This is a genomic window from Thermoleptolyngbya sichuanensis A183 (genome assembly GCF_013177315.1).
In the GTDB taxonomy this organism is placed as follows: Bacteria; Cyanobacteriota; Cyanobacteriia; order Elainellales; family Elainellaceae; genus Thermoleptolyngbya; species Thermoleptolyngbya sichuanensis.
The window spans coordinates 2,274,275-2,300,792 of sequence record NZ_CP053661.1; the positions used below are offsets into that span (position 1 = coordinate 2,274,275).

Genomic DNA, 26,518 nt, shown 5'->3' on the forward strand with positions numbered 1-26,518 from the left:
AATTGTCCGACTGCGTAGATCCCAAAAGTTTCAACATTTTTTGCATGAGCTTAAAAACTTTAGTTTGGACTAACTGGCATCACAATAATGCTCAACAGGATGCCATAAAGAATCTGCTCAACCGTTCATAACAGTTGAACTTAAGGAATTGGATACAATCCTGCTCGCAGTTAAGCTGCTGTTGCAACCGGACTGTTCAGGGATTGTTCGGATGTCTTGCGTTTCGAGGCTCGTTTTTTGACCATCGGATAGCAGGGACGAGGAGTTGGCTTGTGCCCCTTGCCTCGTCCTGGCGATTTACCACGAGGTTTAGGCGCAGGAGCAGGGGTGCCAATCACTGCCAAAATGCCTGCAAACGCTTGTGCGACCCGACCCGGAGTCAACGTTTCTTGCGGTGCCTGCCAGGGCAAGGGGTGGTCAGTACAGTCCTTTCGCGCTAACCACAACTGCCAACTGAGCAACGGCATCAGGCTGCTCCACTGTTCGGTTGCCGATACAGAACTGAACTGGGGATGTGTCCAATATAGCCTCTGCTTGGCAAAGCGATACCAGTGTTCAATGGCAAAGCGACGGAGGTAGTGCAACCACAGGGTTTCTAACGGAGGCATCTGCTCACCCAGCCAAACTAACCACAAAGGAGCCAAGCGTCGCGTGCTGCTCTGTGTCTCCAGCACCTCCACGCGCAACACTTCCATTGCCCGTTTGGGGGATTTGCGGAAATGGTATGCACTCCAACGACTGACCCGCACTCGTCCCCAGTTGGGATCATCGACTTCAACGGTTTCGACCGGGACACTCCAAGTGTCAGGGTCATTGAGTTTCATCTTATGTCCATGCTTGGCAGGTGCGCCTCGCCCTCGATACGCTGGGGGCGCGCCATAGACACATCGATTGGATGTAACCCGCAGCAGCAAGTCTGCCTCAATCCCTGCCGTTTGGTTGACAAAACTGGCATTGCCGTACCCTCGGTCGTAGATCGCCAACGGACGCACCGCTAACTGCCGAGTCACTTGTTTGAGTTGGAATGCCGCTTTACTGGCGGGTGTTTCAAAGCTGGTGATGCGCTCATGCCGCAATGGTAATGCCCAACTGCCCCTGTCTTCAGCAATCCAGGCTAAGGTACTGTAGTTTTGTCCGGCTATCGGGGCATGTCCTGTTCTGCCTGATAAGGTGCGGTCTTTCAAACGCCTGGCAGCAGGACGGTTCCACCGACTCGCATCACCTGCCAACAACGGTTGCTGCTGAGTCGGTATCTGCTGCACCAACAGCTTCAGCACCTTTGATCGGGGTAGGCGGCTATCGCGCAACGCTTCATAGGTGCTCGACCACTGGCGACGAAAGACAGGACTCTGCGATAGCCTCACAAACGACACGATGCACGCACTCACTAACACGGCATCCATCAGATCAAACAGGGCATCTCTGGCGTTTCCCAAGCTGGCATACAACGTTTGGCGAAATTGCTGAAGTTCGTTGAAAATCATGGGGTCAATGTTGGTTGTACTTCATTGACCTTACGGCAGTCGGTGCTTCTCATTGACTGCCTTCCTCTTCACCATTAGTCCAAACTAAAGAGGCTGAGCAACTCTGTTCTATTGGATCAGGAGCCGTAGAATCGGCTGTCAAACAGATTGGGCGACGCCTCCAAATTTCGGGTGCTCGCTGGAATACGGCCTCCGTTAATGCCATGTTGAGTCTGCGCTGTGCCTACCTCAATGGACAGCTCGCCAGTTGACTGTTTCATCGAAAGTGGGATGCCTGACTGCCTGACACATCTCTGGAAACCCCTGATTTCTCGTAGGGGACGCTGGCCCAAAAGCTCCTCTGACCAAGCCCTCCGGCTCCAACTCAGGAGCTATGGACCTGACTGCCTGACACAAGTGGTTGAAAGAGTTGAGACCTCGTCAACAGAGGGAAAAGGTGAGCTGACATGAGACGCTGAAATTTGCGTCATCTCAGGGTCTGTATCATGCCAGCCACCACCTGCCTCTATGATCAAGTGCTGTCGTTATTGCGTCAATCCAGTAATGCCCGCGACCTGCGCCACCTCAAAGCGCTGGCGTGGATGGTGACGGCCCTGGTGTGCAGCGGTCGGTTGAGCCTGCCGCAGTGGGAAGCCTATGTGCCCAGTCGGGCCCGTCAGGCGCAAAGCACTGAACGCCGGTGGCAGCGCTTCCTAGGCAATCGCCGGGTGCGGGTCAAAAGTCTGTACGTGCCGCTGGTGCTAGCCGCCATCCATCGCTGGCAAGGTCGGCGGCTTTACCTGGCGCTCGATACGACGGTGTTGTGGAATCGCTACTGCAGGATTCACCTGACGGTTACCTGTTGCGGACGAGCGGTGCCGCTGCTGTGGCGGGTTTTGGAGCATCCCAGTGCCACCGTCAGCACGAAGCGATACCTCCCCATGCTGCGGTTAGCCCATCGGCTGTTGCAGTCGTACCCCGATGTGATGGTGTTAGCCGACCGCGGGTTTGCTAACCATGACCTGCTGGAGTGGCTAAGCCAAAGTCGCTGGCACTATTGTTTACGCTTGCCCAGTGACGTAGTGGTGCAGGGTCCGCGCCGTCATCCTGTTAAGGTAGGCTATCTGTGGCCTCCCAAAGGTGAAGCTCGACTCTATGAAGGGGTGGGAATCTGGAGCGAGGGGCGCTGGCGCTGCAATTTGGTGCTGGCTCATGTCAAAGGCGTCGAGGAACCCTGGGCGGTCATCACTGATGAGTCTCCCTCCCTCAATACCCTGTGGCAATATGCTCTCCGCTTTCGAGTCGAGGAGCTTTTCCTCGATTCTAAATCTGGTGTCTTTGAGTTAGAAGCTTCCGGCATCCGCTCCGCTCCGGCTCTCGAACGCCTCTATCTGGTCGCGGCGATCGCTATCCTTGATGGCACGACCCAGGGCATGGCGGTGCAACTCGATGGGCTACGCTGCCAGGTTGACCCGCACTGGAGGCGAGGGATTAGCTATCTCAACATAGGTTTGCGCTGGCTCAAGGGTGCCGTCAATAAAGGGCGAACACTGCTTCAGCTGATTGCCCTATTTACCGTTGACCCTGAACCCTGTTTTGCCTCTAAAAAAGCTGAAGCCCACTATTATGACCGCATTTGGTTTTCTAGAATTCAATCCTTGTGCTGCCAGCCGACACCCGGGCAGTCCGCATAAAAAGATGTGTCAGGCAGTCAGGGTTACAGGTGTAATGTTGAACTGTTTCCGAATGTCATCTAAATGATCCTTCCTGAAATAGTAATAAATTTGATTCCCAATAGGAATGGTGTGATCGGGGATTAACTTTCCGGTCTGCACCCAGTTCTTCACCACGTTATCGCCAACGCCTAATTCAGACTCTAGCTCACGAGTTTGATATAGCCCTACGCAGTCACGTTAGGGCATTCTCTAAAAGCAGCATCAACACAATCGCGAAAGTTATCAAACTCATCCCAGCGTTGCCGCATCCAATTCTTCAGCACAAACCACCAATGCTCAATCTCGTTCAAGTCTGGGGAATAAGGGGGTAAATACCAAATCTCACACCCTGCTTGAGCCACGATCTCTTCAATGGTTTGAGAATGATGGAAACTGGCATTGTCAATCACAATCACATCTCCCGCTCGCAGTTGGGGGACTAAGCACTCCTCCAACCCCCTCTCCACTAAATCCCGGTTGCACGAGCCAGCAAAGGTCATTGGCGCAAAGAGGCTGTTCTCTCGTAAGGCCGCAATCCAACTGACTCGTTCGGTGCGTTTTCCTGATTTAAGCCCATAGAAGCGGTCTCCAACCTCGCAGTAGCCGTAGGGATAAACGTCTCGATGATCAATGCCTGCTTCATCGACATAGACAACCTGATGCGGCAGCTTACTCCTCAAGCGCTCTTGAAACTCTTGTCGCTTCAGGTCGTCTCGTTCCCGATAGCCATAGGTCTTTTTTTTCGACTAAACCCAATCTTTCGCAAGGCTCGACTGATGTCCTGCTGTGTCACATTATCCCCCCACAGGGTTGCCAGTCTCGCTTGGGTCTGATCCCCATGCTGCTTGACAAACTCACGAAAGCGCGACCAGTCGGTAATCTTATGCCGATTTCCTCGCTGAAACCCAGTCATCGCTCGGCAATCTCCCGTTTCTTTTTCCCGTTTCAACCACAGGTCTAAGGTATTGCGACTGATGTTGAACATTCGACAGACATCAACTTTGCGGTGACCTTGTTTCACGGCTTCAATCGCTTTGCAACGCAAGTCGTAGCTGTAAGGGGGCGGGCATAGGTGTTCCTAAACTCTCCTGATGGCTCTATGATAACGTCCTAACCCAAATACGTAGTGCTATAAAATCCAAAATCTAAAATCGATACCAAAGGCACTCAGAAAGTCAATCAGCAATGGCACTCCAGGTCTACGGAATTCCTAACTGCGGAACTTGCAAAAAGGCGATCGCCTGGCTCGATCGCAACGCAGTCGAGTACGAGTTCATCAACACCAAAGAAACCCCACCCACCCAAGCGCAAATTGAGGACTGGATCGCGACATTGGGGTCAAAGCCGATGCGAAACACTTCAGGGCAGTCCTACCGGGCGCTGGGCGAGAAAAAAGACACCTGGGACGACGCAGACTGGGCCAAAGCCTTTGCCGCAGATGCCATGCTGCTAAAGCGACCGCTGTTTGTGAAAGACGGCAAGGCCGTGATGGTGGGATTCAAGGCGGCGGAGGCCGTGGTGAAGGAGACGCTGGGCGTGTAGGAGCGTGATGGAAGAACGTTACGAGACGCGATGTGCAACTTTCAATCTGCCCTCATCCCCTGCCCCCTTCTCCCGACTTGGGAGAAGGAGAGCAAGAGAGGGTTGAAGTCCCTCTCCCGCTCTGTGCTTCTTCATCTCCACACCCCGTTACCCCTCTTTTCCCATCGCTTTGATATCCACGCTGCGCCACAGATACCAAGCGGCGATCGTGCGGTAGGGTCGCCACGGTTCGGCGATTTGCAGCATGGTGTTCTTGTTGGGCAGGTCGGGCAGGCTGTAGAGCAAGCGCATTCCGTTGCGAATGCCCAAGTCGTCTACAGGCAGCACGTCCCAGCGGTGCAGCCGAAAGATCAACAGCATTTCCGCAGTCCATTTGCCAATGCCCTTGACTTGGGTCAGCGTGCGGATAATTGCATCAGCCTCCAGTTGCTCCAGATCCTCTAGGCTGGGCAGCCCGTCCAGCACTTTTTGCGCCAGGTCTTTGACGTACAGCGTCTTGGCGCGAGATAGCCCCGCACCCCGCAACACCTCGTCCGGCGTAGCCAGAATTTCGGCAGCCGTGGGGTGCGGCGTGTGGGGATAGAGTGCCAAAAAGCGGCGGTGAATGGTGCCTGCGGCTTTGCCGGAAAGCTGCTGGTAAATGATGGATTCCGCTAGAGATTCCAGCAAATCGCCTGTCTGCCGATCGTGCCAGAGGGTGCAGGGGCCGCTGCGCTCGATTGTCGCTGCCAGGATGGGATCAGCCGCTTGCAAATGGGCGATCGCCCTTGAATAGTCCATCTATATTCCTCTTTGGATTATCCCTCCTCGAATTCTCAATAAGGAAAGGGCACCTCGAAAAATTCAGATCCTCTTGAGAATAGCTACGAAAAAACAAGGTTTCCAGGCTCCTAAAATTCTCAATCAGGCAATTAATCGAGGTGCCCGGAAATTAATTGAGGTGCCCTACAGCTAATTCGTACTGGATTTCTTCGCTACGTAACGATACTGCAAATCAACCCAGTTTCTTTCTGGCCATGTGATTAAAACTTGACCGCCTTCAATAGGTATCTTTACTCTCATATCTCTACTCTTGTCATAAAGAGTAATGAAATCTGAGTCTCGCGCAATCTCTTTGAAGGTATTAATCTCTTTACCAAACTCATTTTCTTCTTTCCAGACCACATCAGAAACACGAAAGAATGCCCTTGTTTTGCCATCTTCCTCATACTCGTACCTCTCTGAAGGGAATGGCGTTTTGGATACATTTTCTTTATTCTGTGGCTGATTCAGTTGTGGATTCGGAGATGACAAGCTCAAAGAGCTTTTTGTTTCGGGCACTGCTTCAAAAGGCAGTTTCTCCCAGATAGTGCTGCTGTCTTTAACGATAGTCGCTAAAGATGTGGTTACAACAGCTAAGGCTCCTAACAATCCGCCTACTTTAATTAAGACATTTGATTTCTGAACCAACTCTTTATCTGACATAGGTTGCACTCCTGGAAAGTAAGGGTTGGGCTAATAGCTTCTGAGAAAGCTACAAACACAAGGCTTTTGATTTCGGACAGATAATGTGCTAGCTTCCTGACACCTGACTGCCTGACAAATCGCGGGAAACCCTTAATTTCTCGTGGCAAGTATCAGTCTGAAGACCCCTTCAGCCAAGCCTTCCATCTCTAGCTCAAGGAGATTAGTTTCGGTTCTAAATCTCTAAATCAATGTATTTTCTGGGCTTTCGAGACTTATGTCAGGCAACCAGCTTATACACTTGCGATAAGTTCTTTGGGTTTTGGACGAGGGTGTATCCCACTTTTGTAACCCTCACCCTAAATTCCTCTCCCAAAGCGGGAGAAGGACTTCCAATCCGGCTCCCCTTCTCCTAAAAAGGGAGAAGGGGCTGGGGGATGAGGGCAAACTTGCACAACCCAGCTATATCAGGAAGAATCTATGATTCCCAATCAGAAGAAACTACGATTCCACAGGGTGCATCCCAGTTATGCAATGAGTAGAAGTGCTTAGTGCAGATTAAGGGCAGACGCCGTAGGCTCAGAGCAGTTGCTCTAAGGATAGTTGAAGCGATGGATGCCACCAAGGAAGCCCAAATCAAAGCCCATGCACTGGCGTTAGCGGAGTTGCTTTACGACGAGACAGACCCTGAACAAGTCAAAACATTGGCCGGGATCGAAGTCGCCGTTCGTGACCACCCACTGGAGTATGTGGGGCCTGAGATCGGAAATTTTTTATCTGCACAAGCAGCGGCACAAGCTCTGGGCGAAAGCGGCACATCCAGAGTATCGTCGGACGCTTAAGTCTGAGTCAGCGCCAGAGCCAGCGGCTTAAGGTCAAGGCCCGCACCCAGTGGAGTCCTCAGGTTGAGACGTGCTGCTTGCTGCTGAGTGCCAACGAAGCCTATGCGCGAGCTGCCGACGATATCGCTGTGCTCACCGGGGTGTGCGTGTCAGGGAGTACCCAGCAACGGCTGGTGCATCGTCAAGACCTAGAGCCACCAGCGGTGGACAGCGGGGTTAAGGAAATGAGCTTAGACGGGGGCAAAGTCCGTCTGCGGACTCCTCAGGGGCAGCCCTGCCAGTGGCGCGATTACAAGGGGGTAAACCTGCATCAGTGCAGCATTAGCGCCTTCTACAAAGACAACGACAGCTTGGTCAACTGGCTCAACCAGCAGCCCTTAGCGCATCCCCTCGTTTGTCTTGGGGATGGTCACGACGGCATCTGGAACCTGTTTTCACAGATCGGGCATCGCAGCGAGCGCCTTGAGATCTTGGACTGGTACCACCTGATGGAGAATTTGGGTAACGTGGGTGGGTCTCAACAGCGTCTTGATGCCGTCGAAGCCTGCTTGTGGCAAGGGGATGTGGATGGGGCGGTTAGGCTATTCGACGACTGGTCCCATGAGCGGGTAGACCAGTTTATCGGCTATCTGGCTAAGCATCGGCTCCGTATCGTTAACTACAGCTACTACCAAGCTGAGGGGATTTCAATTGGCTCGGGTGCCGTGGAGTCGACTATCAAGCAAATTGGTAGGCGGGTGAAAATTTCAGGCGCTCAGTGGAAGGAAGACAACGTTCCACAAGTCCTTCGCCATCGCTGCGCTTATCTCAATGGTCAATTCTCATCCTGAGTCTTGTAAGACTGGGATGCACCCATTCCACAGCTTCTCGTCGCAGTGGCTCCGATATCTGTTGGCACTTTTGTGAAAGACTGACACTTGGTGAAGTTACTCCGTAAATCATTCCCTGCATCACCATGAACCTCCCCACCTGGATCACCGTTTCTCGGCTGCTGGGCGTGCCGCTGCTGCTGGTGCTGCTGCAAAATCCCACCGGGCGATCGCGCTGGATTGCCCTGGCGATTTTTCTGGTTGCGGCGGGAACCGACTGGCTAGACGGCTATCTGGCCCGCAAGCTGAACCAGGTAACGGATTTGGGCAAATTTCTCGATCCGCTGGTAGACAAGCTGCTGGTGCTGGCTCCGCTGCTGATGCTAATCCAGCTTGGGCAGGTTCCTGCCTGGGCGGTGTTTCTGATTTTGGCGCGAGAACTGGCGATCGCCGGATGGCGCGTCAGCCAAACCACCATCTCTGGCGCAAATGTCTGGGGCAAGCTAAAAACCGTCAGCCAGATTGCGGCGATCGCCCTCCTAATCTGTCCGCCGACGATGGATACCCCCGCAGCGGCGATCGCCTTTTGGCTGTCCGTCGGGCTGACGCTGGTGTCTGGCGCAATTTATGTGCGGTGAGGGCTTGAGAGAGCGGATGAGCCTTAATCCCGAACTTGTCTCTGCCGAACTGAAACTCGGTAGGGCGATCGCCTAAACTATGCCTTAAAGTTTATTAAGCTTCCCCCATCCTCTCGCCCCGCCCATGACCTCGCGCTCTGCCGATGTGTTTTTCACCCGCCCGCTCCAGCTTGCGTTGATTAGCGACGATGCGGTGTTTCGCGGTGGGTTGCGGCTGTGGTTGGAGCAGTTTCCTGAGTTTCGCGTGGGGATTGAGTCTGGCAGTGGAGAAGACGCGCCGTTGCTGATTCGCACGCGCTTGGACACGGGCACAAGCCAGGGCGAAACGGTGGATCTGGTGCTGCTGGACTTGGAACTGGGGCGCACGAATCCAGCGCGAGTGCAGGGATTGGCGCTGTGTCAGCAGTTGCGGGCGATGTTTCCGCAAATCCCGGTGCTGGTGCTGGGTTCCACAGCGGAGCCGATTTTGGTGGATGCGGTGCGGCGGGCGGGGGCGCAGGGCTTTTGCCTGAAGGGGGCGGAACCCGGGGCGATCGCCAAATGCCTGCGGCAAGTGGCCGCGGGGGAACCCTACTGGATGGCCTCCTCTGGGCTGGCGGGTGGTGGCGCAACGGCGGCTCGCGGGCCGGTGCTGTCGCGTCGCGTGTCCCAAGCCAGCTATCTAAAGCGGACGCTGCGCCAGTCGGGGCTAGAGCAGATCGATCAGGCGATCGCCCTGATCACTGCCCAACTCCGCAGTCGTCGCCTGTCCTTTTTGCAGCGACAGGTATTGTTGGGGCGCAGGCGAGAGCTACGGGCGGCTCGGTGGATTGTGCTGCGGATGCTGGCCACGCCGGAACTGCTGGAAACCGTCTCGGAGCCTTCGCTGCCCACGGTTCCTACCCCCCTGGATGCTGTGTCTCCAGACCCCGTGCCCAGCCTCAGCGTCCCTGCCACACCAGCGGCGATTCGCGAAGCGACCCCTACGGGAATCGCCCGTCCAGCATCTTCGTCGCGCCCTGGCCGCCCCCAGCCTGTATCTGGTGCGTCTGTGGGTCAATCGGTTCCTGAGGGAAATCGCCCCACGGCTTTGGCAGCCACACCCCAGCCCGCGCTGACTACGGCCACGGCCCAAGCCTCTCGTGAAATGCGGGCAGTTCTATTTAACCGGGTGCTGGCAACGCTGGAAGGCAATCTGGACAACCTCACCGATTTGCCCCTGGAAACAGACATTTTGCGGAGCGATCGCAAGCGCGAGTTGTTTGGACTGGTGCTACGCAAGCTAGACGACCTGCTGGATGACCTGCGGGTGGCAGAAGTACCAGAGCAGCGATTGTCAGACATGCAGCCCCAACTGCTGGCGGATTTGTGGCAGGCGACGACGGTGGAGTTTTTTGGCCGCTATCGCACGCTGGCGCTGTCGGGTCAGGAGGTGGAAATTGCGCCCTACCTGCTAGCCGACCAGGCAATTGTGCAGGCGGATATTCTCAGCAAGATTCCGCTATTCAGCGACCTGTTGGCGCACTTGCTGGTGCAGGCTCCGCTGGTGATCGACGGTGTGCCCTACGCAGCCGGAAATCCCGAAGCGGTGCGGCGGGCTGGGCTGCTGCTCAGCCACACGATGATTCAGATTGCCAACGCTGTCGTGCAGCCGTTGCTCAATCGCTTTGCCGATGTAGAAGACATCAAGCAGTCGTTTTATGACCGTCGGCTGCTGTCGAGTCGGGGCATTGAGCGGTTTCGCAATGACCTGTCTTGGCGCTATCGGATGCAGCGCTATTTTGCAGAACCGAAGGATATTTTTGAAAGTCAATACCGTCTGTTTGTGCTGCGGCTGCGGGGCATTGAGCAGGAATCAATCTACGCGCCCCGCCGCGACGAGCTAGAACAACTGTCGGGCCTGCCCTATGCGGTCACGCTGGCTCTGGAAACGCGGGATGCGATCGCCCCTCGGCTGCGTTCGGTTATCTCTGTGCTGGGCAGCGGCGTGATTTACGTGCTGACGGAGGTGATCGGGCGCGGCATCGGGCTGATCGGGCGCGGCATCATCAAAGGCGTGAACAACGTTGTGCAGGATGGGCGCTATGATCGCCAAGAGCGACGGTATGGACGGAGCCGGGGACGCTAGCTTGGCGAGTTTAAGCGAGATGAGGACATAACGCATTTGAAAGATATTCCAAGATGGGTAAAAGGAAGCGTGCCGCTGGCGTTGCTGGGCGGGCTGGCGATCGCCGCAACCCTGGTTCCTGCGCCCACCCCTTCAGAACAAGAGCCGCAGCCAGAGGAAATCGTGCTGACGCTGCCGCCGCCCCCAGCGAATTTACCGTTGCCGACCCAGGCTCGGCTGATTTCCGAGGACGGGCAGATTGCGATAACGCTACCGTCGGGTTGGGTCAAAGACGACGAACTGAACGATCGCGCCCAGTTGGAAGCGTCGAACCGGGCAGAGCAGATGTATCTGATCGTGCTGACTCAGCCCAAGGCAGAGTTTCGCGGAATGCAGCGCGAGACCTATGCAGAAATCACGCGCGGCTACCTGACGCGGCGACTGGAAAAATCCGAAGTCAGTGGCCCCACGCCCGTTTCCCAGGTGGGCGGCAACCCGGCCGTGCAGTATCAGGTGCGCGGCTCGCTCAACAACATTGACGTGCTGTATCTGCATACGGTGGTGGAAACGCCGACCCGCTTTGCCCAGATCCTCGCCTGGACACCGCCTGCTGATTTCGAGAAAAATCAGCCGACGCTGCAACAGGTAATCCAGAGCTTTCAAGAACAGCAGTCCGGTGGGTAAGCATGGCGATCGCGCTCCAAATGCATCACCCCGGACACGCCACGCCCCCGCCGCAGCGTCACGGAACGTCACTCGATGTCACAATAGGACAGGATATTTCGGGACGTTAAAAGACGTTAAACGTGCGATGGGTTTTAGAAGCGGTTTGAAAAACATAATGATGCATCCGGCGATCGCTCAACTTCGGAAGCTTGTGTGGGCAAAGCGATCGCTCTTGCTCGTTCTGGTGTTGGCTAGTATGCTGCTGGGCGGCAATCCGGCGATCGCCAGCCTCACAGATGATCACTACGACGGCAACATCTTTCCGCTCTACGCAGGCAACGGCTCCCTAGTGCCGCCCAGCCTCAAGCTGTCTGACTCGCTCCGCACCCATACGCCCGCTATCCTGGTGCTATACGTAGACGACAGCGCCGACTGCAAGCAGTTTGCCCCCGTCATTTCCCAACTCGATGCCTTCTACGGGCGCGCCGCCGACATCCTGCCCATCAGCATCGACTCCATTCCTGTCAAAGACCAATATGACCCCAGCGAACCTGGCTATTACCTAACGGGCTATGCGCCCCAAACAGTCGTGTTCGACAAGGCAGGCAAGGTCGTGCTGAATGAATCGGGAGTCATTCCCTACGAGCGCATTGACGACGTGCTGCGGGAAGTCTTCGACCTGCTGCCGCGCTCAGAATCCGTCGAGCTAAAGCGCCGAATCGTCAACGAAATCAACACTGAGCTGGTTCCTCAGTAGCTAAGACGGGCACAGAAGGCGAATAGCAGCCTGCCGTCGCTGCCCTGACGAGAAGCACGATTGGCTCCCGAACCTCCTGATCAAATTGCTGAAAGCGCTACAGCGGCTCGGATTGACAAACCAAAATCGCCAATCCAAAATCGCCAAACCAAAATCGCCAATCCAACATCCAAAATCAGCAGGACTTACGCACTTGCAATAAGCTTTCTGAATTTTGGACAATTTCTGGTGGGCGCAGCCTGCGAGAAATTGTTCAACTGCATAAGTCCTAATCAGATCGGAAAGTCCTAAGAAATGTAAAATTTAGGGGTAACATTTACCCACGCTGCCGTGACCGCGCAACCTTCGCTGGAATTTGGGCAAATTCGCAAAACGTCTCTTATCAGTAACATCCTGCAAGATGCACTGACCGTCTTTTGGGGCGATTGGCTTGACTTGCGAGTCCGAATCGCCCAGGTCGCCGCATCGGGCTTGGTTTCGCCGCTGATCTACATTCTCGCCTTTGGGCTGGGGCTGGGCAGCGCCCTCGACTCGGCGATGAAGCCTCCCGTCGGCAATACCTACCTAGACTTCATCCTGCCGGGAATGGTCGCCCTGTCCTCCATGACCATCAGCTTCGGCGGCACGACATTTTCCATCTGCGGCGAGCGGCTCTATAGCAAAACCTTTGAAGAAATCCTGCTGCTGCCTGTGCATCCCCTGGCGCTGTTCCTGGGCAAGATGATGGCGGGCGTGCTGCGGGGGCTGATGACCTCGGCTTCAGTGATTCTGATTGCGCTGCTGTTTACCCGCAACCTGGGCTTCATCAGTCCGCTGTTTTTGCTGGTGCTGGTGCTGAACTGCGCCGTGTTTTCTGGGCTGGGCGTGATTGTGGGGCTGAATGTGAAGTCGCTGGAGGGTGTGGGGCTGTTGAATAATTTTCTGATTGTGCCCATGTCGTTTCTGGGCGCGACTTTTTTTGACCCGCAAACCCTGCCTGCAATCCTCAAATTTATCGTTTACCTGCTGCCGCTGACCTACACAAGCACTGGACTCCGCGCTGCCGCCTATCTGCCGCTGAGCCAGTTTCCCTGGTACAGTATTCCAGTGCTGCTGACGGTGGCGATCGCCCTCTCTGCCGTCGGCGCATACCAGTTCTCCCACCAGCGAGACTAGCGCCCAGAAGCCCCAGGCTGGACACTGAGTCCCCTTTAACCCGATACATCTCTAAACTTCTAATCTAATCTTCTGAATCTAATGTCGTCCGACGATCTCCGCGCTGCCCGCCTCGAAAAAGCCACCCAACTCCGCGAACTAGGCTTCAATCCCTATGGCTATCGCTGGGATGTCACGCACCACGCTGCGGAGTTGCAGGAGAAATATGCGGATCTGGCGGCAGGGGAAGAGGTAGAGGTCGTCGTGTCGGTGGCGGGGCGCGTGATGAATCGTCGCGTCTTTGGCAAACTGGCTTTTTTCACGCTGCAAGACGAAACGGGCACCATTCAGCTTTATCTCGACAAAAAGACCATCGAAGCGGGCATGGCAGACCTCGACCCGCAGGCGTTTGACCATCTGAAAACGTTGACCGATGCGGGGGATATCCTGGGCGCAACGGGCACCATCAAACGCACCGAGAAGGGCGAGTTGTCGATTAACGTGCAGCGCTATTCCATCCTCACCAAGTCGCTGCAACCCCTGCCCGACAAGTGGCACGGGCTGACGGATGTGGAAAAGCGCTACCGTCAGCGCTATGTGGATTTGATCGTAAATCCAGAGGTGCGGGAGACATTTCGACGGCGATCGCTCATCACCACTGCCATCCGTCGCTTTCTCACCGACCGGGGCTTTATCGAAATTGAAACACCCGTGCTGCAATCGGAGGCGGGGGGAGCCGAAGCGCGGCCGTTCATTACCTACCACAACACGCTGGAGATGGATTTGTATCTCCGCATTGCCACCGAGTTGCATCTGAAGCGGCTGGTGGTGGGCGGCTTTGAGAAGGTGTTTGAAATCGGGCGCATCTTCCGCAACGAAGGCGTTTCGACCCGGCACAACCCGGAATTCACCTCCATCGAGGTATACCAGGCCTACGGCGATTACGAGCAGATGATGACGCTGACGGAGGAGATGATCGTCGCCGCTGCCAAGTCAGTTCTCGATGATTTGAAAATCACCTACCAGGGACAAGCCATTGACCTGACCCCGCCCTGGCGCAGAGTCACGATGCACGAGCTAGTGCAGGAACACACGGGGCTGGATTTTACCCAGTTCACGACGCTGGAGGAGGCAAAAGAAGGGGCGATCGCCGCTGGTCTCAAAGATTTAGACAAGTGCGACTCGATCGGTCGCCTGCTGATAGAAGCCTTTGAGCAAAAGGTCGAGGCGACACTGATTCAGCCCACCTTTGTTACAGATTACCCAGTCGAGAACTCACCCCTGGCTAAGGCGCACCGCAGCAAACCCGGTCTGGTGGAGCGATTCGAGCTATTCATCGTAGGGCGCGAAACGGCAAATGGCTACTCTGAGCTAACCGATCCGGTGGATCAGCGTCAGCGCCTCGAAGCCCAGGCGGCTCGCAAGGCCGCAGGCGACCTGGAAGCCCACGGTGTAGACGAAGACTTTCTGATGGCGCTGGAGTATGGGCTGCCACCCACGATGGGCATGGGCACAGGCATCGACCGCCTTGTCATGCTGCTGACTGATTCTGCCAGTATCCGCGACGTGATTGCCTTCCCCCTGCTAAAGCCGGAGGCAAGAGAGGAGTAATGGAGGAGTAATGGGCAAGTTAAGACTCATCCGAACAGTTGCTCACTTTGCCCGTTTCGCCGTTTTCTTGGCTTTCGGTTCTGCGACTTCGGACACAGCGGCGGCCACCCCTTCCTCCACCGAAGTTTGTAGGTGCGCTTCTAGGAACCAAAGGCGCTTGTCGATATCCCGCGAGATCTCGGTGTATAGGTCAGCCGTATCGGCATCACCCAGGTCATCGGTCGCGTCGATGGACTCGCGCACCAGCTTTCCATAGGCAGCATAGCGCTCTGCCAAAGCGATGACGTGATCTTTGCCGTCCAAAATGTCGAAGGGATACTCTGGCAGAATAGACTGAGATGCCGCAGTGCGAGCAGTCCCAACGGCTAGCCCGCCCAGCGCCGTGACGCGCTCTGCCACCATGTCCACATACTCTTCTAGCTCCGAAGCCATCTCGTCGAATAGCTGGTGCAGTTGGTAGAACTGTAATCCCTTGACGTTCCAGTGAGCCTGCTTGACCTGGGTTTTCAAATCCAGCGTCGAGGCAAGGGAGTGGTTCAAAATAGCAATGACTTTTGTGCGAAGTTCGGAGGAAAGGTCAATCCGGGTTGCGTAAAGCGGTTGGCTTTTGCCATTTGTGCTGCGACCGTTGCTGCCCATGAGCCTGCATCCTGGCTAGAGGTTCAAGCACTCAGCATAGCGTATTCCCTCTGGTTACAAACAGAATGTTGTTACAAACAGGATGTTGTTACAAACAGGGGTTACGAACAGAGCTTGTAAACAGCCTGTAAAACAAAATGCTTCTGCACAACAGAATGATTATTACGTAAAGCACAGGGTCGATAAACGACGCACCTCTGGGCGCTAGGCAAGCTGATCCCACGCCTGCGAGACGATATCGCTGAGCCAACGCCGCAAATCGGCATCCAGCAGGCGATCGTCCGCCATAACCTCGGCGGTGAGATCTTGCAGCGTTTGTCCCTGCGATCGCGCGACGTAGATGACTCCGGCGATCGCCGCGGCAATCAGCTCATCGTCTACGGGCTGCTGGCGGAGGGCAACGACTTCTTGAGAACTACTCGGAATGGGATAATTCATAGTCAGGCAGAAATGCCCCAGGTAATCACAAGACACGCTCTCAGGCTTGAAGTTCTCAGGCTTGAGGTTCTCAGACTTGAGGTTCTCAGAGCTTACAAGCTGGATGACGTGAAGCCTTAAATGGCCGGCAGGTCAAAAGGTAAAATGAGAAGTCTTAAACTTTCTTCAAGCGTTCTGATTGTATTGGTGAAGTGTAGCGCAATTTTCAATTCTGTCAACTCTGCCTCCTTAATGAACTTGCCCAGTGAATTCGCCCAATGAACTTGCCCAGTGAATTCGCCCAGTGAGCTTGTCCAGTGAGCTTGCCCAGTGAATTCGCCAGCCGTTATCAACGTCATCGGATGAAAGATTCTTTAACAGAGCTACTTTACTTAGAGGTGCCTACGCCTGACCTGGATGCCGTGCGTCGCTGGCTTCAGCACCAGTTTCAGCCCGCCGTCGGCAATACCTCTGCTACCCCCGATGGTTTCCTGATCACGGCGGAAACTGTCGCCAGAAGCGGTTCCAGCGGCAACTTGGGAGATGACTTCCTCGACGCGCCAGTGCTGTCTGGGTTTGTCTGGTCGGTGCAGCGCACAACGTATCTCAAGGTGTTTCGCTGGGGCGATCGCCCCTTTCCTGACGAGAGCACCGTTTTGCAGCAGTTGACCCAGGCGCTCCGGGCCCAGTTTCCCCGGCGCTACCCCGCGCCGCCGCAGGTTGACCTGTCTCATCAATCTATCTTTGAGGCCCTAGCGCCCTACTATCCCCAGACGGTGAAATACTTTCAGCGCATTCCGAACGGGGAGTACGACTTGAACCGGGTCTACTGGTGGGAACAGCGCTGGCGCGAGAGCGTGCGAAATCCCCAGCAGCCCAAGCAGGTTGTGTTTGCGGTGGAAGCAGTCGAAGCGGTCGAAGCGGTCGCAGATACAGGGACGCAACCTGCCTACGACCTGATTTACATCGGCGGAGCGCTGGGCATTATTCATGCGGCGGTGATGGCGCGACGCGGCTATCGGGTGCTGCTGGTCGAGCGGCTGCCCTTTGGCCGGATGAACCGCGAGTGGAATATTTCGCGGGCCGAGTTTCAAAGCCTGATTGACCTGGAACTGTTCACACCTGCGGAGTTTGAGAGCGTAATTGCGCGGGAGTATATAGACGGCTTCAGCAAGTTCTTTGATGCCAACAATCCGCCCCAGGCAAAAGCGCCCGTGCTGCATACGCCAACGGTTTTGAATGTGGGTATTGATGCAGAAAAGCTGCTAAAGATCTGTGGCGACAAGCTGCGGACGGCGGGCGGCGAGATCTGGGATGAAACCGAGTTTGAGCGCGTGGACGTTGCGCTTGGTGGCGTGACGGTTTATGTAAAGCAGTTGCCAACGGGCACATCCCGCACGGCGACTGGGCGGCTGCTGGTGGACGCAATGGGCACGGCTTCCCCCATTGCGTGGCAACTGAATGGCGATCGCACGTTTGACAGCGTATGTCCCACGGTGGGCGCGGTGGTCGAGCGCGGCTTTGAACCAGGCGTATGGGATGCCCGCTATGGCGATGTGCTGTTTAGCCACGGCGACATTTCCCGCGGGCGACAGTTGATTTGGGAACTGTTTCCGGGGCGCGGGGAAGAACTGACTTTCTATCTGTTCCACTACCACCAGGTGCATCCCGACAACCCCGGCTCTCTGCTGGAAATGTATGAGGATTTCTTCGCCATCCTGCCAGAGTATCGCCGCTGTGATCTGGATAAGCTGACCTGGCGTAAGGCTACGTTTGGCTACATTCCAGGACATTTCAGCGGGATCAAGAGCGATCGCCGCGTGGCCTTCGACCGCCTGATTGCCATTGGCGATGCGGCATCGCTCCAGTCGCCGCTGGTGTTCACGGGCTTTGGATCGCTCGTGCGAAACTTGCCCCGGCTCACGGACTTGCTCGACACTGCCCTGCGCCATGATCTGCTGCAAGCCCGCCATTTAGAGCAAATTCGCGCCTTCCAGAGCAACATCGCCGTCACCTGGCTATTTTCCAAAGGCATGATGGTGCCGACCGGGAAATGGGTCGCGCCGCAACGGGTCAACGCCATGCTCAACACGTTCTTTGGCATCCTGGCAGACGAAGATCCCCAAGTGAGCGATCGCTTTATCAAAGACCGTGCGGGTTGGGTGCCATTTAACCGCATGGCGCTTAAAGCAGCTCGCACTAATCCCGCACTGCTGCTGTGGATTTGGGAATTAGCAGGCCCGGCAGACCTGCTGCGCTGGGTCGGCAGCTATCTCAGCTTTACGCTAGCTGCACTCCTGAGCTGGCTGTTTCAATGGCTACCAGGGTTTGCCCGCCAGATCCAGCCCTGGCTTGAGCCACGCTATCCGTCGCTGTGGCTATGGCTCCTTGCCCGGAGCTACGCACTCACCTATGGGATGGGGCAACCCCCGCCGCCTTCTAGCACTGCTGCGTCCGCATCCAGTGCCCTCCCGCTTTCTCTCAAAACGCCAGTGGAGCCGAGATCCTAGATACTGTTTCGGTAGTCAAGGGCATGTTTTGAAGCCCTTTGATCCCCCCTTAACCCCCCTTAAAAAAGGGGAGGAACCGAGCCGAACCGCTCCAGAAGTCTCCCTTATTAAAGGGGATTTAAGAGCTAATTTGTAAAGGAGCCTGAAAGCCTTGTTAATCAAGGATTTCCGAGAAACCGCTTTTCCTGGGCAAACATGACCTCAAAGCCACACATGCCAAGAGTTTCAGGCTTCTTAAGATTTGCTTCATAAATTAGCCTGACTGCCTGACACATCTCTGGAAACCCCTGATTTCTCGTAGGGGACGCTGGCCCAAAAGCTCCTCTGACCAAGCCCTCCGGCTCCAACTCAGGAGCTATGGGCTTCGATCCCAAGACAACGAATTTTCTGGGCTTTCGGGACTTGTGTCAGGCAACCAGTAAATTAGCTCTAAGGGGATCGACTCAAGGCAATCAACGACCTAGAAAGTTTTAAGACACTGCCTAGCAAGCTGAGCGGCTCTCAAATTTCCCTTCCCAGACTGATCGTTTTTTACCCTTAGGAGGGTACTCTTTTGCTTGCTAAGCTAGCTCAAATGCAGTCCCAAACCTCTTGCGAAAGGGAAATTGCGCGACCTGCATTTGGTATCTTGGCATTTTCAAAAGAAGTTTGAAACAAGTTCTGCTTCTGTTCCCTAAAGCCCACTAAACAAGCCTTACTTGCAAGCTCTACTCGTGCAGTTTCGCTTTGCAATTGGCTTGTGCAATCAGTGCAATTGACTTGTGCAAGCTGCCCAGACAAGTTTGGAGGTTTCTGCGGCCACATTCCTTAACACTGTTGATTTGATATATTAAACTCTGATATCACTGATGCCTGGTGTTATTCATAACTGGCTTTAGAGATCTGTACTGATGGTCATTCGTGCCTGCATTGGCAAATTTTCGTGTTTTCCCTGTTGATTTTGCGCGGTTCAATTGTTAACACTGTGGTTTCTTGAGTTGTTTTCTAAGCTACCGCTTTGGGCTTGGGGTGTGGTCAGGGGCGATCGCCCATTCAGCTTTTCCCAGCATCCAGCGTGTCCCCAGAGTCAGCGTCAGCGCTTCCTAGAGAGCGTGTCTCCCCCAGAGTGTTTCCCTGAATTGCTTCCCTCATCCGATTTCTCCACGGCAGCGTCTCTGTTCCTGTCGTCCTCGGCTTTAGGCGCAGTCAATCTCGTTTCGTAAATCCCAACGTTTATCTACCAACCCGTCCCACAAGGAAGGTAAGAGGAAGGCAGCTATGTCAACCCGCAAGTTCACCAGGGCCATCCACAGCGGCTTGAATCAGGTTCATCGTGCCGTCACCCAGCGCATCCAGCGAGGCATCCGGCGCAGTGTCCTCTGGCTATTTCACAACTGGCTCAGCTTAAATCGCGCTTCAGCCAAGGCTGGCTTTGTGTTGCCAACCACTATTCTGCTGCTGCTGGTGGTGCTGTTGACGGTTGGCTCGATTGGCTACCGCACCTACACGCGCACGGTGCAAACAATTGGAGAACGGCAGCAGCGCGTCGTTTATAACACCGCCACACCCACGATTGACCGTGCCAAGGCAAAGCTAGAGTATTTGTTTGACCCCCGCCGCGACCCCCGCTTCCCCAGTGGTATTCCATCGGAAACTTGGCTGCTGGGGATGATGCTAAACACAGGTACAGCCGTTCCTGGAACAACTGTCACCGTTCCTCGCCATCCTTCCAGTTTGGCGAATCCTACCTTTGACCCCTACACACTGCCGGGTGAAACGCGCATTGACCTGGACGGAGACGGCCTTGTGGACAATGCGTGGCGCTATCCAACCGACACCGATGGCGACGGCACGAATGACGCAACGGTTGCCTACTCAATTCTCTACAAAACCGACCTGAACAATATTCAAGACACCAGTGACACTGCGATTCGCGGCAGTGGCACAAACCCAGGGCGGGCACGTCGCCAAGAGGTTCGCAACGGCCCCCTGAGCAACAACAGTTCTCAAAATAACGCCTGCTCTACCGGAGCCGTCGCCGCAACTGCTGACGGTGTGGGACGGGGCTGGCTACCAGATGGCAACAATACCTCCTTGCTGCGGAAAAACTTCCAGGTTGACGTATATGTCCAGCCCAATACGCCCAACCGACCTGTGGCAGCGCTGGAGTTTCAGCAAGACCGCACAGTGGAGCAGGGCAACAAATGGGGAGCTTGGTTCCGCAATGACTTGGAGATCTTCCCTGGTCCTGCGTTTAACTGGAACGGCGCGATGCACTCCGAGGGCAACATCATCATTGGCAACGGTAGTTTCCGGAGCTACATGATTAGCTCTCGGTTTTCATGCCTCTACAGCGCCGATGCCTCGGAGGTGAGTACAGTGGAAACCAAAAACGCTGCGGGGCAAATCGATTTTCGAGGGCAATTCCTAGCTGCGAAGCTGAACAACAACAGCAGCCTTAATGACGACAACTCAACGTTTGAGCTTTATGAAGGCTATGGGATTAACCCCAGCAACGCAAACCTCACCCCAGGGACCCACTCGGTCAACTTGGGAAATAACACACCCGTAGACTACGCGCTAGACCCGGTTATCTTGCAGACTGAGGCTCGGTCTGCCTCACGGGGCTTGGCAAACCCCACGGCTTCGCGTCCTGGCTGGGCAGGTACAGTCCTCAATCGAAATGGTCAGGGACGATTGATTCAGCCGCCGCAGGAAAACCCGCCTTATGTGGATGATTCCTATCGCGCCGATGACCGCTATGGGCCCAAGCCGACCTATGGCGGACGCGAAGACGACCCGGCGACTTCAATCCCAGGTCTGATTGGGGAGCAAATTCCCACCACCCAAACTCGACTCGTCGGCAATACGCCCGGCGTTGGGCAGGATGAAAGTGCGGTGGGTCTAGATGGCTATTGGGAACGCCGCGCCCGCAATGAAGGAATGCGGATCATCGTCGGGCAGCGCTTGGAACTGGGGGATGCCGCAGGCTGGGGTGGCCCGTTCCCCAGAGACACGGCGATTCATGAACCCCTGAAGCCCTGGCCAGGTTGCTTGACGAACAATGCAAACCGTTGTAATGAAGCTCGGCAGCGGCGATCGCTCTACGACAGCCTTCCCGCTGTACAGGGGGCCGCGATCTACCATCGGAACGCAGCAGAAACCTCCGCCGACCGCGATCGCCCTGCGGCCTGTCTTGCCCTCACGGTTCACCCTGGCACGGCAGGCACGCTCGACCGCAGCGCCACCTTCGAGAATCTGGCGCTCAATATAGAAGCCGGATTCTCAGCGCCGTATAACACCCCAGGTTCAGTTATTTCTGACTTTTTGCGGGGACGTGGAACCAATGGCTGGGAATACAACCTCCCGCCTGCCAATGCATTCAGTGCGCTAAATACGCCAACCATGCTGGCGCTGCAAAACCTAGCCAACTTTGCGGGCGATCCGCGCGGCGGCGCACCATCCTTCACGCCTGTTCAAGATCAGCAGGTTCACCCCTACCCCTGGTTCTCGATGTGGGGCGACTTCTCAATCCTGCGTCGGGTCATTGCTCGGATGGCAGCAGGTACGTCCTTCGCGAACCTCAGCCCAGCAGATAAGTCTACGCTGTATACCTCTGCCTGCACGATGGGGATGCTGGCCTATCAGCTGGACTATTTGGAAAAATTTGATCCGAATGCGGCGGGAGTACCTCTGGGGAATGCCTATGCAACTCAGGCAGAAGAAAACACGGCCTTCACCAATCCAGCCTTGTCTGCCCAGTTCTACGCAGGGCTTCGGGGTGTCATTCGCGCCCTCGATCGCGGAGTCAGCCCCTTTGGCCCGCTTTCGGCAGCCAATAGCAACGACTTTGGCATCATGGTGAAGGATCGAGGTGCTATTGAACGTCCGCGATCGCCCGAAACCATCATTGCCCTGATGCAGCAGTGGCGCGATCAGATTGTTGCATCTGGAACGCCTTACAGCTTCCCCAATGGCGGCGGAACCCTGACGGCTGACCAGATGAACAACTACATCCGACTGGCTCAGATGATTATTTCCAAAGAGCAGGTCGCGCGCGATCGCCAGTGGGGTTTCTTTGGTTACGATAACCTGGCTGACTCGGCGGAAACCTACGCTTCCCGTGCGCCTGGAGGAGCGGTGCAGGTTGCAGGCTTCTATGGCGATGGCAAAACTTGCCGCGAGATGTGGGCCAACAATGGTGTCAACTCTGGTGATTCCATCAAGTATCTCTGCTCTAATCGCCCCTTCTATCCTTCGCTCTACAACCTGTTTCCCACGCTGGGGGGTGCGCTGGATACCGGCACAGGCGCTCACCCGGATGCCGCAGGCCCACTGGCCAACGGTGGCGGCACTGTTGCCCGTGACCAGGCTGATGCGGCAAACGATGCCTATCTGCTAGCTCGCAATGCCAGTGTCACCTATCAGCCGGTGCGTCCGGAAGCAGTGCGCCTGCTGCCTCGTCCTGCTGCAAGCTGGGTGCTGCCGTTTGAAAACCTGACGGCGGCTCCTGCGGGCAGCACGGCCGAATCAACGCCAAACAACAACCGCGACACTCTGATTAAGGTTTGTATCACAGAGAATTGCTCTCGCTATAGCTTGGGAGGTAGCCCCACCAACGGCACTTTCCGCCGCGTTGGCTTCAAAGATGCTGCCTTGATGAACGGCCGTGAACTGCTCAGCGTGCGCGTGCTAGACGTGAATCTGGATTTGCTGCGTCGGGCTACAAACGGACTGACGAGCGATCGCTGGCTACCTGTCACAGGGATTGTCTACGCCTTCCGCGAAGATGCTGTCTCTGAAGCAACGATTGTCCGTCCATCTCCGGCAGACTGGCCAAGCTGCGACTCTGAACAGAACCTACGAACAGACGCAACTTGTCGGATGAACACAGGGAATGTGGATGCGTTCAGATCAACTGACCCGCCTTTAAATGAAAACAACGGTGTGACGCCGAAACCGGTGGACTACTACCCCGACCCGGATCGTCGTCCAAACGGGTTCCGTCTCAAGAACGGCTCTCGGCTTGATCGTCCCGGAGATAACGGGCGTGGCTTGTCCTTTATCTCTGATAACCCAGTTTACATCCAGGGCAACTTCAACCTGCACCAAAATGCTGCTGGAACTGAACTTCAAGAGTTTACGAACCTGTTGACTTACGACGCACAGCAGCGATACGCCAACTTCCACAACCGCACCCTGGCTCAAATTGATACCAACTTTGCCCGTGCCGGGGATTTGTGGCGACCCAGCGAGGTTCTGGCAGACGCGATCACGATTCTGTCAGATAACTCCTGCGACGGCAGTATGCAGGATGTCTTCTTGACCGTTGGGGTCGGGCAAGCTGCAACCTTGGCTGATGCGCGCAATGGTGCAAGAGTGGGTGCAACCTCTGCTCGATACGGCTGTCAGGGAAATGGCAATCGCACGACCTATCTAAATTTCTCGCGCCCCAGCGATGCAGGACCTGCCTCTGCTGCGTTTGCCACGGGCACGACTGCTGCCGCACCAAATACGCTCGACGTTGTTCGAGATCAGAACGGTAACCCGACCGCACGCTGGATGCGAACCAATTACGCGGACAGCATGTTCAGAACGCTGGCAACAGCGACGCTAAAGCCCCAAGAAGGTGACTCTCCCATCATTGTTCATCCGCAGGGAGTCCCTCTCCGTGCTGTTCTGGGGGTCACTGCGAACCCTCGCTACCTGGGAGCCTACTATCCAATTACGGATAACCGTCCTCTGATTCCAGCGTTGCCAAATACGCGGGTGAATTCCATCATCATCAGTGGTCTAGTTCCCTCTCGCGCAAACCAGTCCTACGGCGGATTGCACAACTTCCCTCGATTTAATGAGGACTGGACAAACAACTCGCCCCTGTTCATTTCGGGTTCGCTACTCCAACTGAGCTTTAGTCAGCAAGCGACGGCTCCCTTTGACCAGGATGCTTGGGAAGTGGGGACAAACCCAGTGGTCAATGAGGCAATTCGCTATTACGTGCCGCCGCTGCGACGCTGGGGGTATGACGTGGGTCTACAGCTTGCGCCAGCGGGGCCAATCGCCCAGCGATTTGTCACCGTTCGCTCAATCCGCAGCGAGTTCTACAGCGAACCGCCTGCCAATGACCCTTATATTCAGCAGCTTTGCGGCGCAATTCAGGGCGCGTTGCCCGCTGCTAACCGTCGTCCGTGTCCTGCGTAATTGAGAGGTCAATCACCATGAAATTCTCAACTGCGAACTCTCCAACGCTCGACTCTGAGAGAACAAATGCAACGAGCCGCGTTTTTGCCAAGGCGTTGAGCCAGTGCGTCCGACGGCTTCAGTCCTTGTCCGGCTCGAACCGCTCGTCCGAGGCAGGCGTGACTTTGCTGGAATGTCTGGTCGGCATCGCGATTATTGCCGTAACCGCGACGCTGATCTTGCCGCCGTTGTTCATTGCGTCTGCCTCGCGGGCGCAGAACCGTCGCGCTGAGCAGGCGTTTCAGATTGCCCAAGACGAGATCGATCGCATCCAGGCGCTGGTTGCCAGCGGCCGACACAATGCCACAAATCTGCCTACCTCAGCAGGGGCATTCACAAACGGCGCAAACGTTGGCCCGCCAACAGGGGTTGCGGGTGTGCGGAAATGCGTCAATACGGGCTTAGCCAATCAATACACTGGCACGGGGGTAGGCGTACTCCAGGCTATCCCGATAGACATCGACGGCATTACGGTGAACGGCGACCCCTGTGCGCCTGAGTTTTATATGCAGGTATTTCGTAGCGTCAGCCCAAATGACACCGCTCCCGGCGGCACAAGGCAAAACAGCTTCATTCTGGGCGTTCGTGTCTACTCAGCAATTGCTCGAGACAACTTTGGCAGCATGACGACTCCGGTACAGCCTGCGGCGCTCAACATCACCTCTGGCACGGGCAGTCAGCGAGTACGTCCGCTGGTGGCGCTGTATCCGCGCATGACCTGGAGCGATCAGGGGACGACGCTTTGTCAGCTTCACCAGCAGGGCGGCACGCCTTGTCCCTGATGCATGGCATGGCTCACTGCAAGGGCTACTTTGGGAGATGTGAACCTGGTGATGAGATTTGGCTAGTTCATCGAGTCGATTAATCCGTCTACTGAATTGAAGGTGAATCGAAGTTTACGTGAATGCCGCGCGACTTATCGCGAACATCCGGCAAGTATCTGGAGAACATCTTGAGAAGAGCAGCGACTATGGCTAAAACGGGGATGGGGGATCGTCTGGCAGCAGGGATTAGGGAGTTGTTGAAGCGGCGGCGAAGTTCTCCAGGGGCTTCGACAGCAGGTTTCACGATCTCAGAACTGCTCGTTGTCGCGATTATCAGCAGCATTATCGTTTCGGGGCTGATGTATCTGGTGGTAGAGTTGCTGACCGCTGATCAGCGCGAGGCATCTCGCTCGGAAACCCAGCGAGAAATGCAGCAAGCCCTGGATTACATTTCTGCGGAACTGCGCGAGGCGACGTTTGTCTATCGAGGACGCTGTTTGGGCACGGGTATCGCGGCCAATCCGGCTGCTGTGCCTCCGGAGCCGGGCTGCCCTGGATTGCAAAATGCGCTGAATGGCGTACTGCCTGCCAATAGCACACCCGTTATCGGCTTTTGGAAGCAAGATCCCCTGCCCAACGCGCTGCGGGAGCGCTGCCGAACCACCCAGGTTGTGGCAGGCAATTATCCAGTGCCCTGCGTTACGGGTAGTTCCTACTCTCTGATTGTGTATGCACTGACGACGAGCAACACAGGAATTTGGCGGGGGCGGGCGCGAATTGTGCGGTATGTGCTGCCGGAGTTTACAGGTTCGGGTGCGAACTGGAGTAAAACAGGGGGCTATACGGCTCCAGCCAGTGGCGCGTTTGCTTCGTGGCAGCCTGCTACTGGAGAAGCACTTGGGGGCAATTGGGCCGTTCTGGTGGATTTTGTGGATGACGGGCAAGCGGCGAATGCGCTGGGTGTGCCTGCGCCGAACTGTCCAACTGGATACAACATTTCTCCAGAAACGGCGGCTACAACCTACCGGGGCGGGCTGTATGCCTGTGTGACGAATGAAACGTTGACTAGCCAATTCCGAGACGTTTCGCTGTTTATTCGGGGGAATGCCTTCGGGCGACCAGGCATTAATTCAGACCGCGAGTTTACAACGACATTGCAAACGCGCGTGTTGGGTCGTGCTGTGCTGGAGCGGAATCCGTCTGGTGCGGGGCCCTAGCGCAAGGTTTGTTCTGCTTTCTCAGTTCGGTTCAGTGTGAGCGGTA

Annotated in this window: 19 protein-coding genes and 1 pseudogene; 14 read left to right on the forward strand and 6 right to left on the reverse strand. The window is 55.7% G+C overall.

Annotated features, from left to right (window positions below; all coding sequences use genetic code 11):
• Window positions 1–170: 170 nt before the first annotated feature.
• A complete protein-coding gene (locus tag HPC62_RS09575; protein WP_172353733.1) occupies window positions 171–1,484 on the reverse strand; it encodes an NF041680 family putative transposase in 1,314 nt (437 codons plus the stop codon).
• Between the two features lie 89 nt (window positions 1,485–1,573).
• On the opposite strand from HPC62_RS09575, the pseudogene HPC62_RS09580 reads away from it, so the two are divergent.
• Together HPC62_RS09580 and HPC62_RS09585 are read left to right on the forward strand one after the other, a co-directional pair.
• Window positions 1,574–1,735: pseudogene (locus tag HPC62_RS09580) on the forward strand (ISKra4 family transposase); the annotation flags it as partial.
• Window positions 1,736–1,969: 234 nt separating this feature from the next.
• Entirely contained in the window at window positions 1,970–3,157 is a 1,188-nt protein-coding gene (locus HPC62_RS09585) for a transposase (protein ID WP_172354921.1), read from the forward strand.
• A gap of 206 nt (window positions 3,158–3,363) precedes the next feature.
• Here the strand turns inward: HPC62_RS09585 and HPC62_RS09590 are convergent.
• Window positions 3,364–4,223 (reverse strand): IS630 family transposase gene (locus HPC62_RS09590; protein ID WP_205370793.1). Its coding sequence is split into 2 segments (ribosomal slippage): window positions 3,364–3,918 and window positions 3,921–4,223, totalling 858 coding nucleotides; the frame shifts between segments, so codons are not numbered across the junction.
• A gap of 140 nt (window positions 4,224–4,363) precedes the next feature.
• On the opposite strand from HPC62_RS09590, the gene HPC62_RS09595 reads away from it, so the two are divergent.
• Window positions 4,364–4,720 carry a Spx/MgsR family RNA polymerase-binding regulatory protein gene (locus HPC62_RS09595; protein WP_172355169.1) on the forward strand — a complete coding sequence of 119 codons (357 nt, stop codon included), beginning with the start codon at window positions 4,364–4,366 and terminating at the stop codon, window positions 4,718–4,720.
• Window positions 4,721–4,867: 147 nt separating this feature from the next.
• On the opposite strand, the gene HPC62_RS09600 is transcribed toward HPC62_RS09595, so the two are convergent.
• Both HPC62_RS09600 and HPC62_RS09605 read right to left on the reverse strand, forming a co-directional pair.
• Entirely contained in the window at window positions 4,868–5,500 is a 633-nt protein-coding gene (locus HPC62_RS09600) for a DNA-3-methyladenine glycosylase family protein (protein ID WP_172355171.1), read from the reverse strand.
• Between the two features lie 171 nt (window positions 5,501–5,671).
• Window positions 5,672–6,184, reverse strand: coding sequence for a hypothetical protein (locus HPC62_RS09605; protein WP_172355173.1), 513 nt, complete (start codon window positions 6,182–6,184; stop codon window positions 5,672–5,674).
• A 590-nt stretch (window positions 6,185–6,774) separates the two neighbouring features.
• On the opposite strand from HPC62_RS09605, the gene HPC62_RS09610 reads away from it, so the two are divergent.
• The 7 genes from HPC62_RS09610 (at window position 6,775) to lysS (ending at window position 14,706) form a co-directional block, all read left to right on the forward strand.
• A protein-coding gene (locus HPC62_RS09610) for an ISKra4 family transposase (protein WP_172354997.1) occupies window positions 6,775–7,835 on the forward strand; the annotation gives its coding sequence in 2 pieces (ribosomal slippage) (window positions 6,775–6,931 and window positions 6,931–7,835; 1,062 coding nt in all).
• 125 nt (window positions 7,836–7,960) lie between these two features.
• Entirely contained in the window at window positions 7,961–8,452 is a 492-nt protein-coding gene (pgsA, locus tag HPC62_RS09615; protein WP_172355175.1) for a CDP-diacylglycerol--glycerol-3-phosphate 3-phosphatidyltransferase, read from the forward strand.
• Between the two features lie 124 nt (window positions 8,453–8,576).
• Entirely contained in the window at window positions 8,577–10,559 is a 1,983-nt protein-coding gene (locus HPC62_RS09620; protein ID WP_172355177.1) for a DUF3685 domain-containing protein, read from the forward strand.
• 69 nt (window positions 10,560–10,628) lie between these two features.
• Entirely contained in the window at window positions 10,629–11,222 is a 594-nt protein-coding gene (locus HPC62_RS09625; RefSeq protein ID WP_172355179.1) for a hypothetical protein, read from the forward strand.
• Window positions 11,223–11,379: 157 nt separating this feature from the next.
• Window positions 11,380–11,961 carry a thylakoid membrane photosystem I accumulation factor gene (locus HPC62_RS09630; RefSeq protein WP_172358875.1) on the forward strand — a complete coding sequence of 194 codons (582 nt, stop codon included), beginning with the start codon at window positions 11,380–11,382 and terminating at the stop codon, window positions 11,959–11,961.
• 348 nt (window positions 11,962–12,309) lie between these two features.
• Window positions 12,310–13,116: an ABC transporter permease gene (locus HPC62_RS09635; RefSeq protein WP_205371462.1), complete on the forward strand. Its 807-nt coding sequence runs from the start codon at window positions 12,310–12,312 to the stop codon at window positions 13,114–13,116.
• 81 nt (window positions 13,117–13,197) lie between these two features.
• Window positions 13,198–14,706, forward strand: a complete 1,509-nt coding sequence (gene lysS, locus HPC62_RS09640) for a lysine--tRNA ligase (RefSeq protein WP_172355183.1) — start codon at window positions 13,198–13,200, stop codon at window positions 14,704–14,706.
• 42 nt (window positions 14,707–14,748) lie between these two features.
• Here the strand turns inward: lysS and dps are convergent, their stop codons facing one another.
• Window positions 14,749–15,345 (reverse strand): DNA starvation/stationary phase protection protein Dps, encoded by a 597-nt coding sequence (gene dps / locus HPC62_RS09645; protein ID WP_172355185.1) that lies wholly within the window; start codon window positions 15,343–15,345, stop codon window positions 14,749–14,751.
• 204 nt (window positions 15,346–15,549) lie between these two features.
• Window positions 15,550–15,783 (reverse strand): hypothetical protein, encoded by a 234-nt coding sequence (locus tag HPC62_RS09650; RefSeq protein WP_172355187.1) that lies wholly within the window; start codon window positions 15,781–15,783, stop codon window positions 15,550–15,552.
• Between the two features lie 341 nt (window positions 15,784–16,124).
• Between HPC62_RS09650 and HPC62_RS09655 the strand changes: the two genes are divergently transcribed.
• The 4 genes from HPC62_RS09655 (at window position 16,125) to HPC62_RS09670 (ending at window position 26,472) form a co-directional block, all read left to right on the forward strand.
• A complete protein-coding gene (locus tag HPC62_RS09655; protein ID WP_225910624.1) occupies window positions 16,125–18,272 on the forward strand; it encodes an NAD(P)/FAD-dependent oxidoreductase in 2,148 nt (715 codons plus the stop codon).
• Between the two features lie 1,257 nt (window positions 18,273–19,529).
• Window positions 19,530–24,452, forward strand: coding sequence for a hormogonium polysaccharide biosynthesis protein HpsA (hpsA, locus tag HPC62_RS09660; RefSeq protein WP_172355189.1), 4,923 nt, complete (start codon window positions 19,530–19,532; stop codon window positions 24,450–24,452).
• 17 nt (window positions 24,453–24,469) lie between these two features.
• Window positions 24,470–25,273, forward strand: a complete 804-nt coding sequence (locus HPC62_RS09665) for a type II secretion system protein (protein ID WP_172355191.1) — start codon at window positions 24,470–24,472, stop codon at window positions 25,271–25,273.
• Window positions 25,274–25,461: 188 nt separating this feature from the next.
• Window positions 25,462–26,472 (forward strand): PilW family protein, encoded by a 1,011-nt coding sequence (locus tag HPC62_RS09670; protein ID WP_172355193.1) that lies wholly within the window; start codon window positions 25,462–25,464, stop codon window positions 26,470–26,472.
• Window positions 26,473–26,518: the final 46 nt, after the last annotated feature.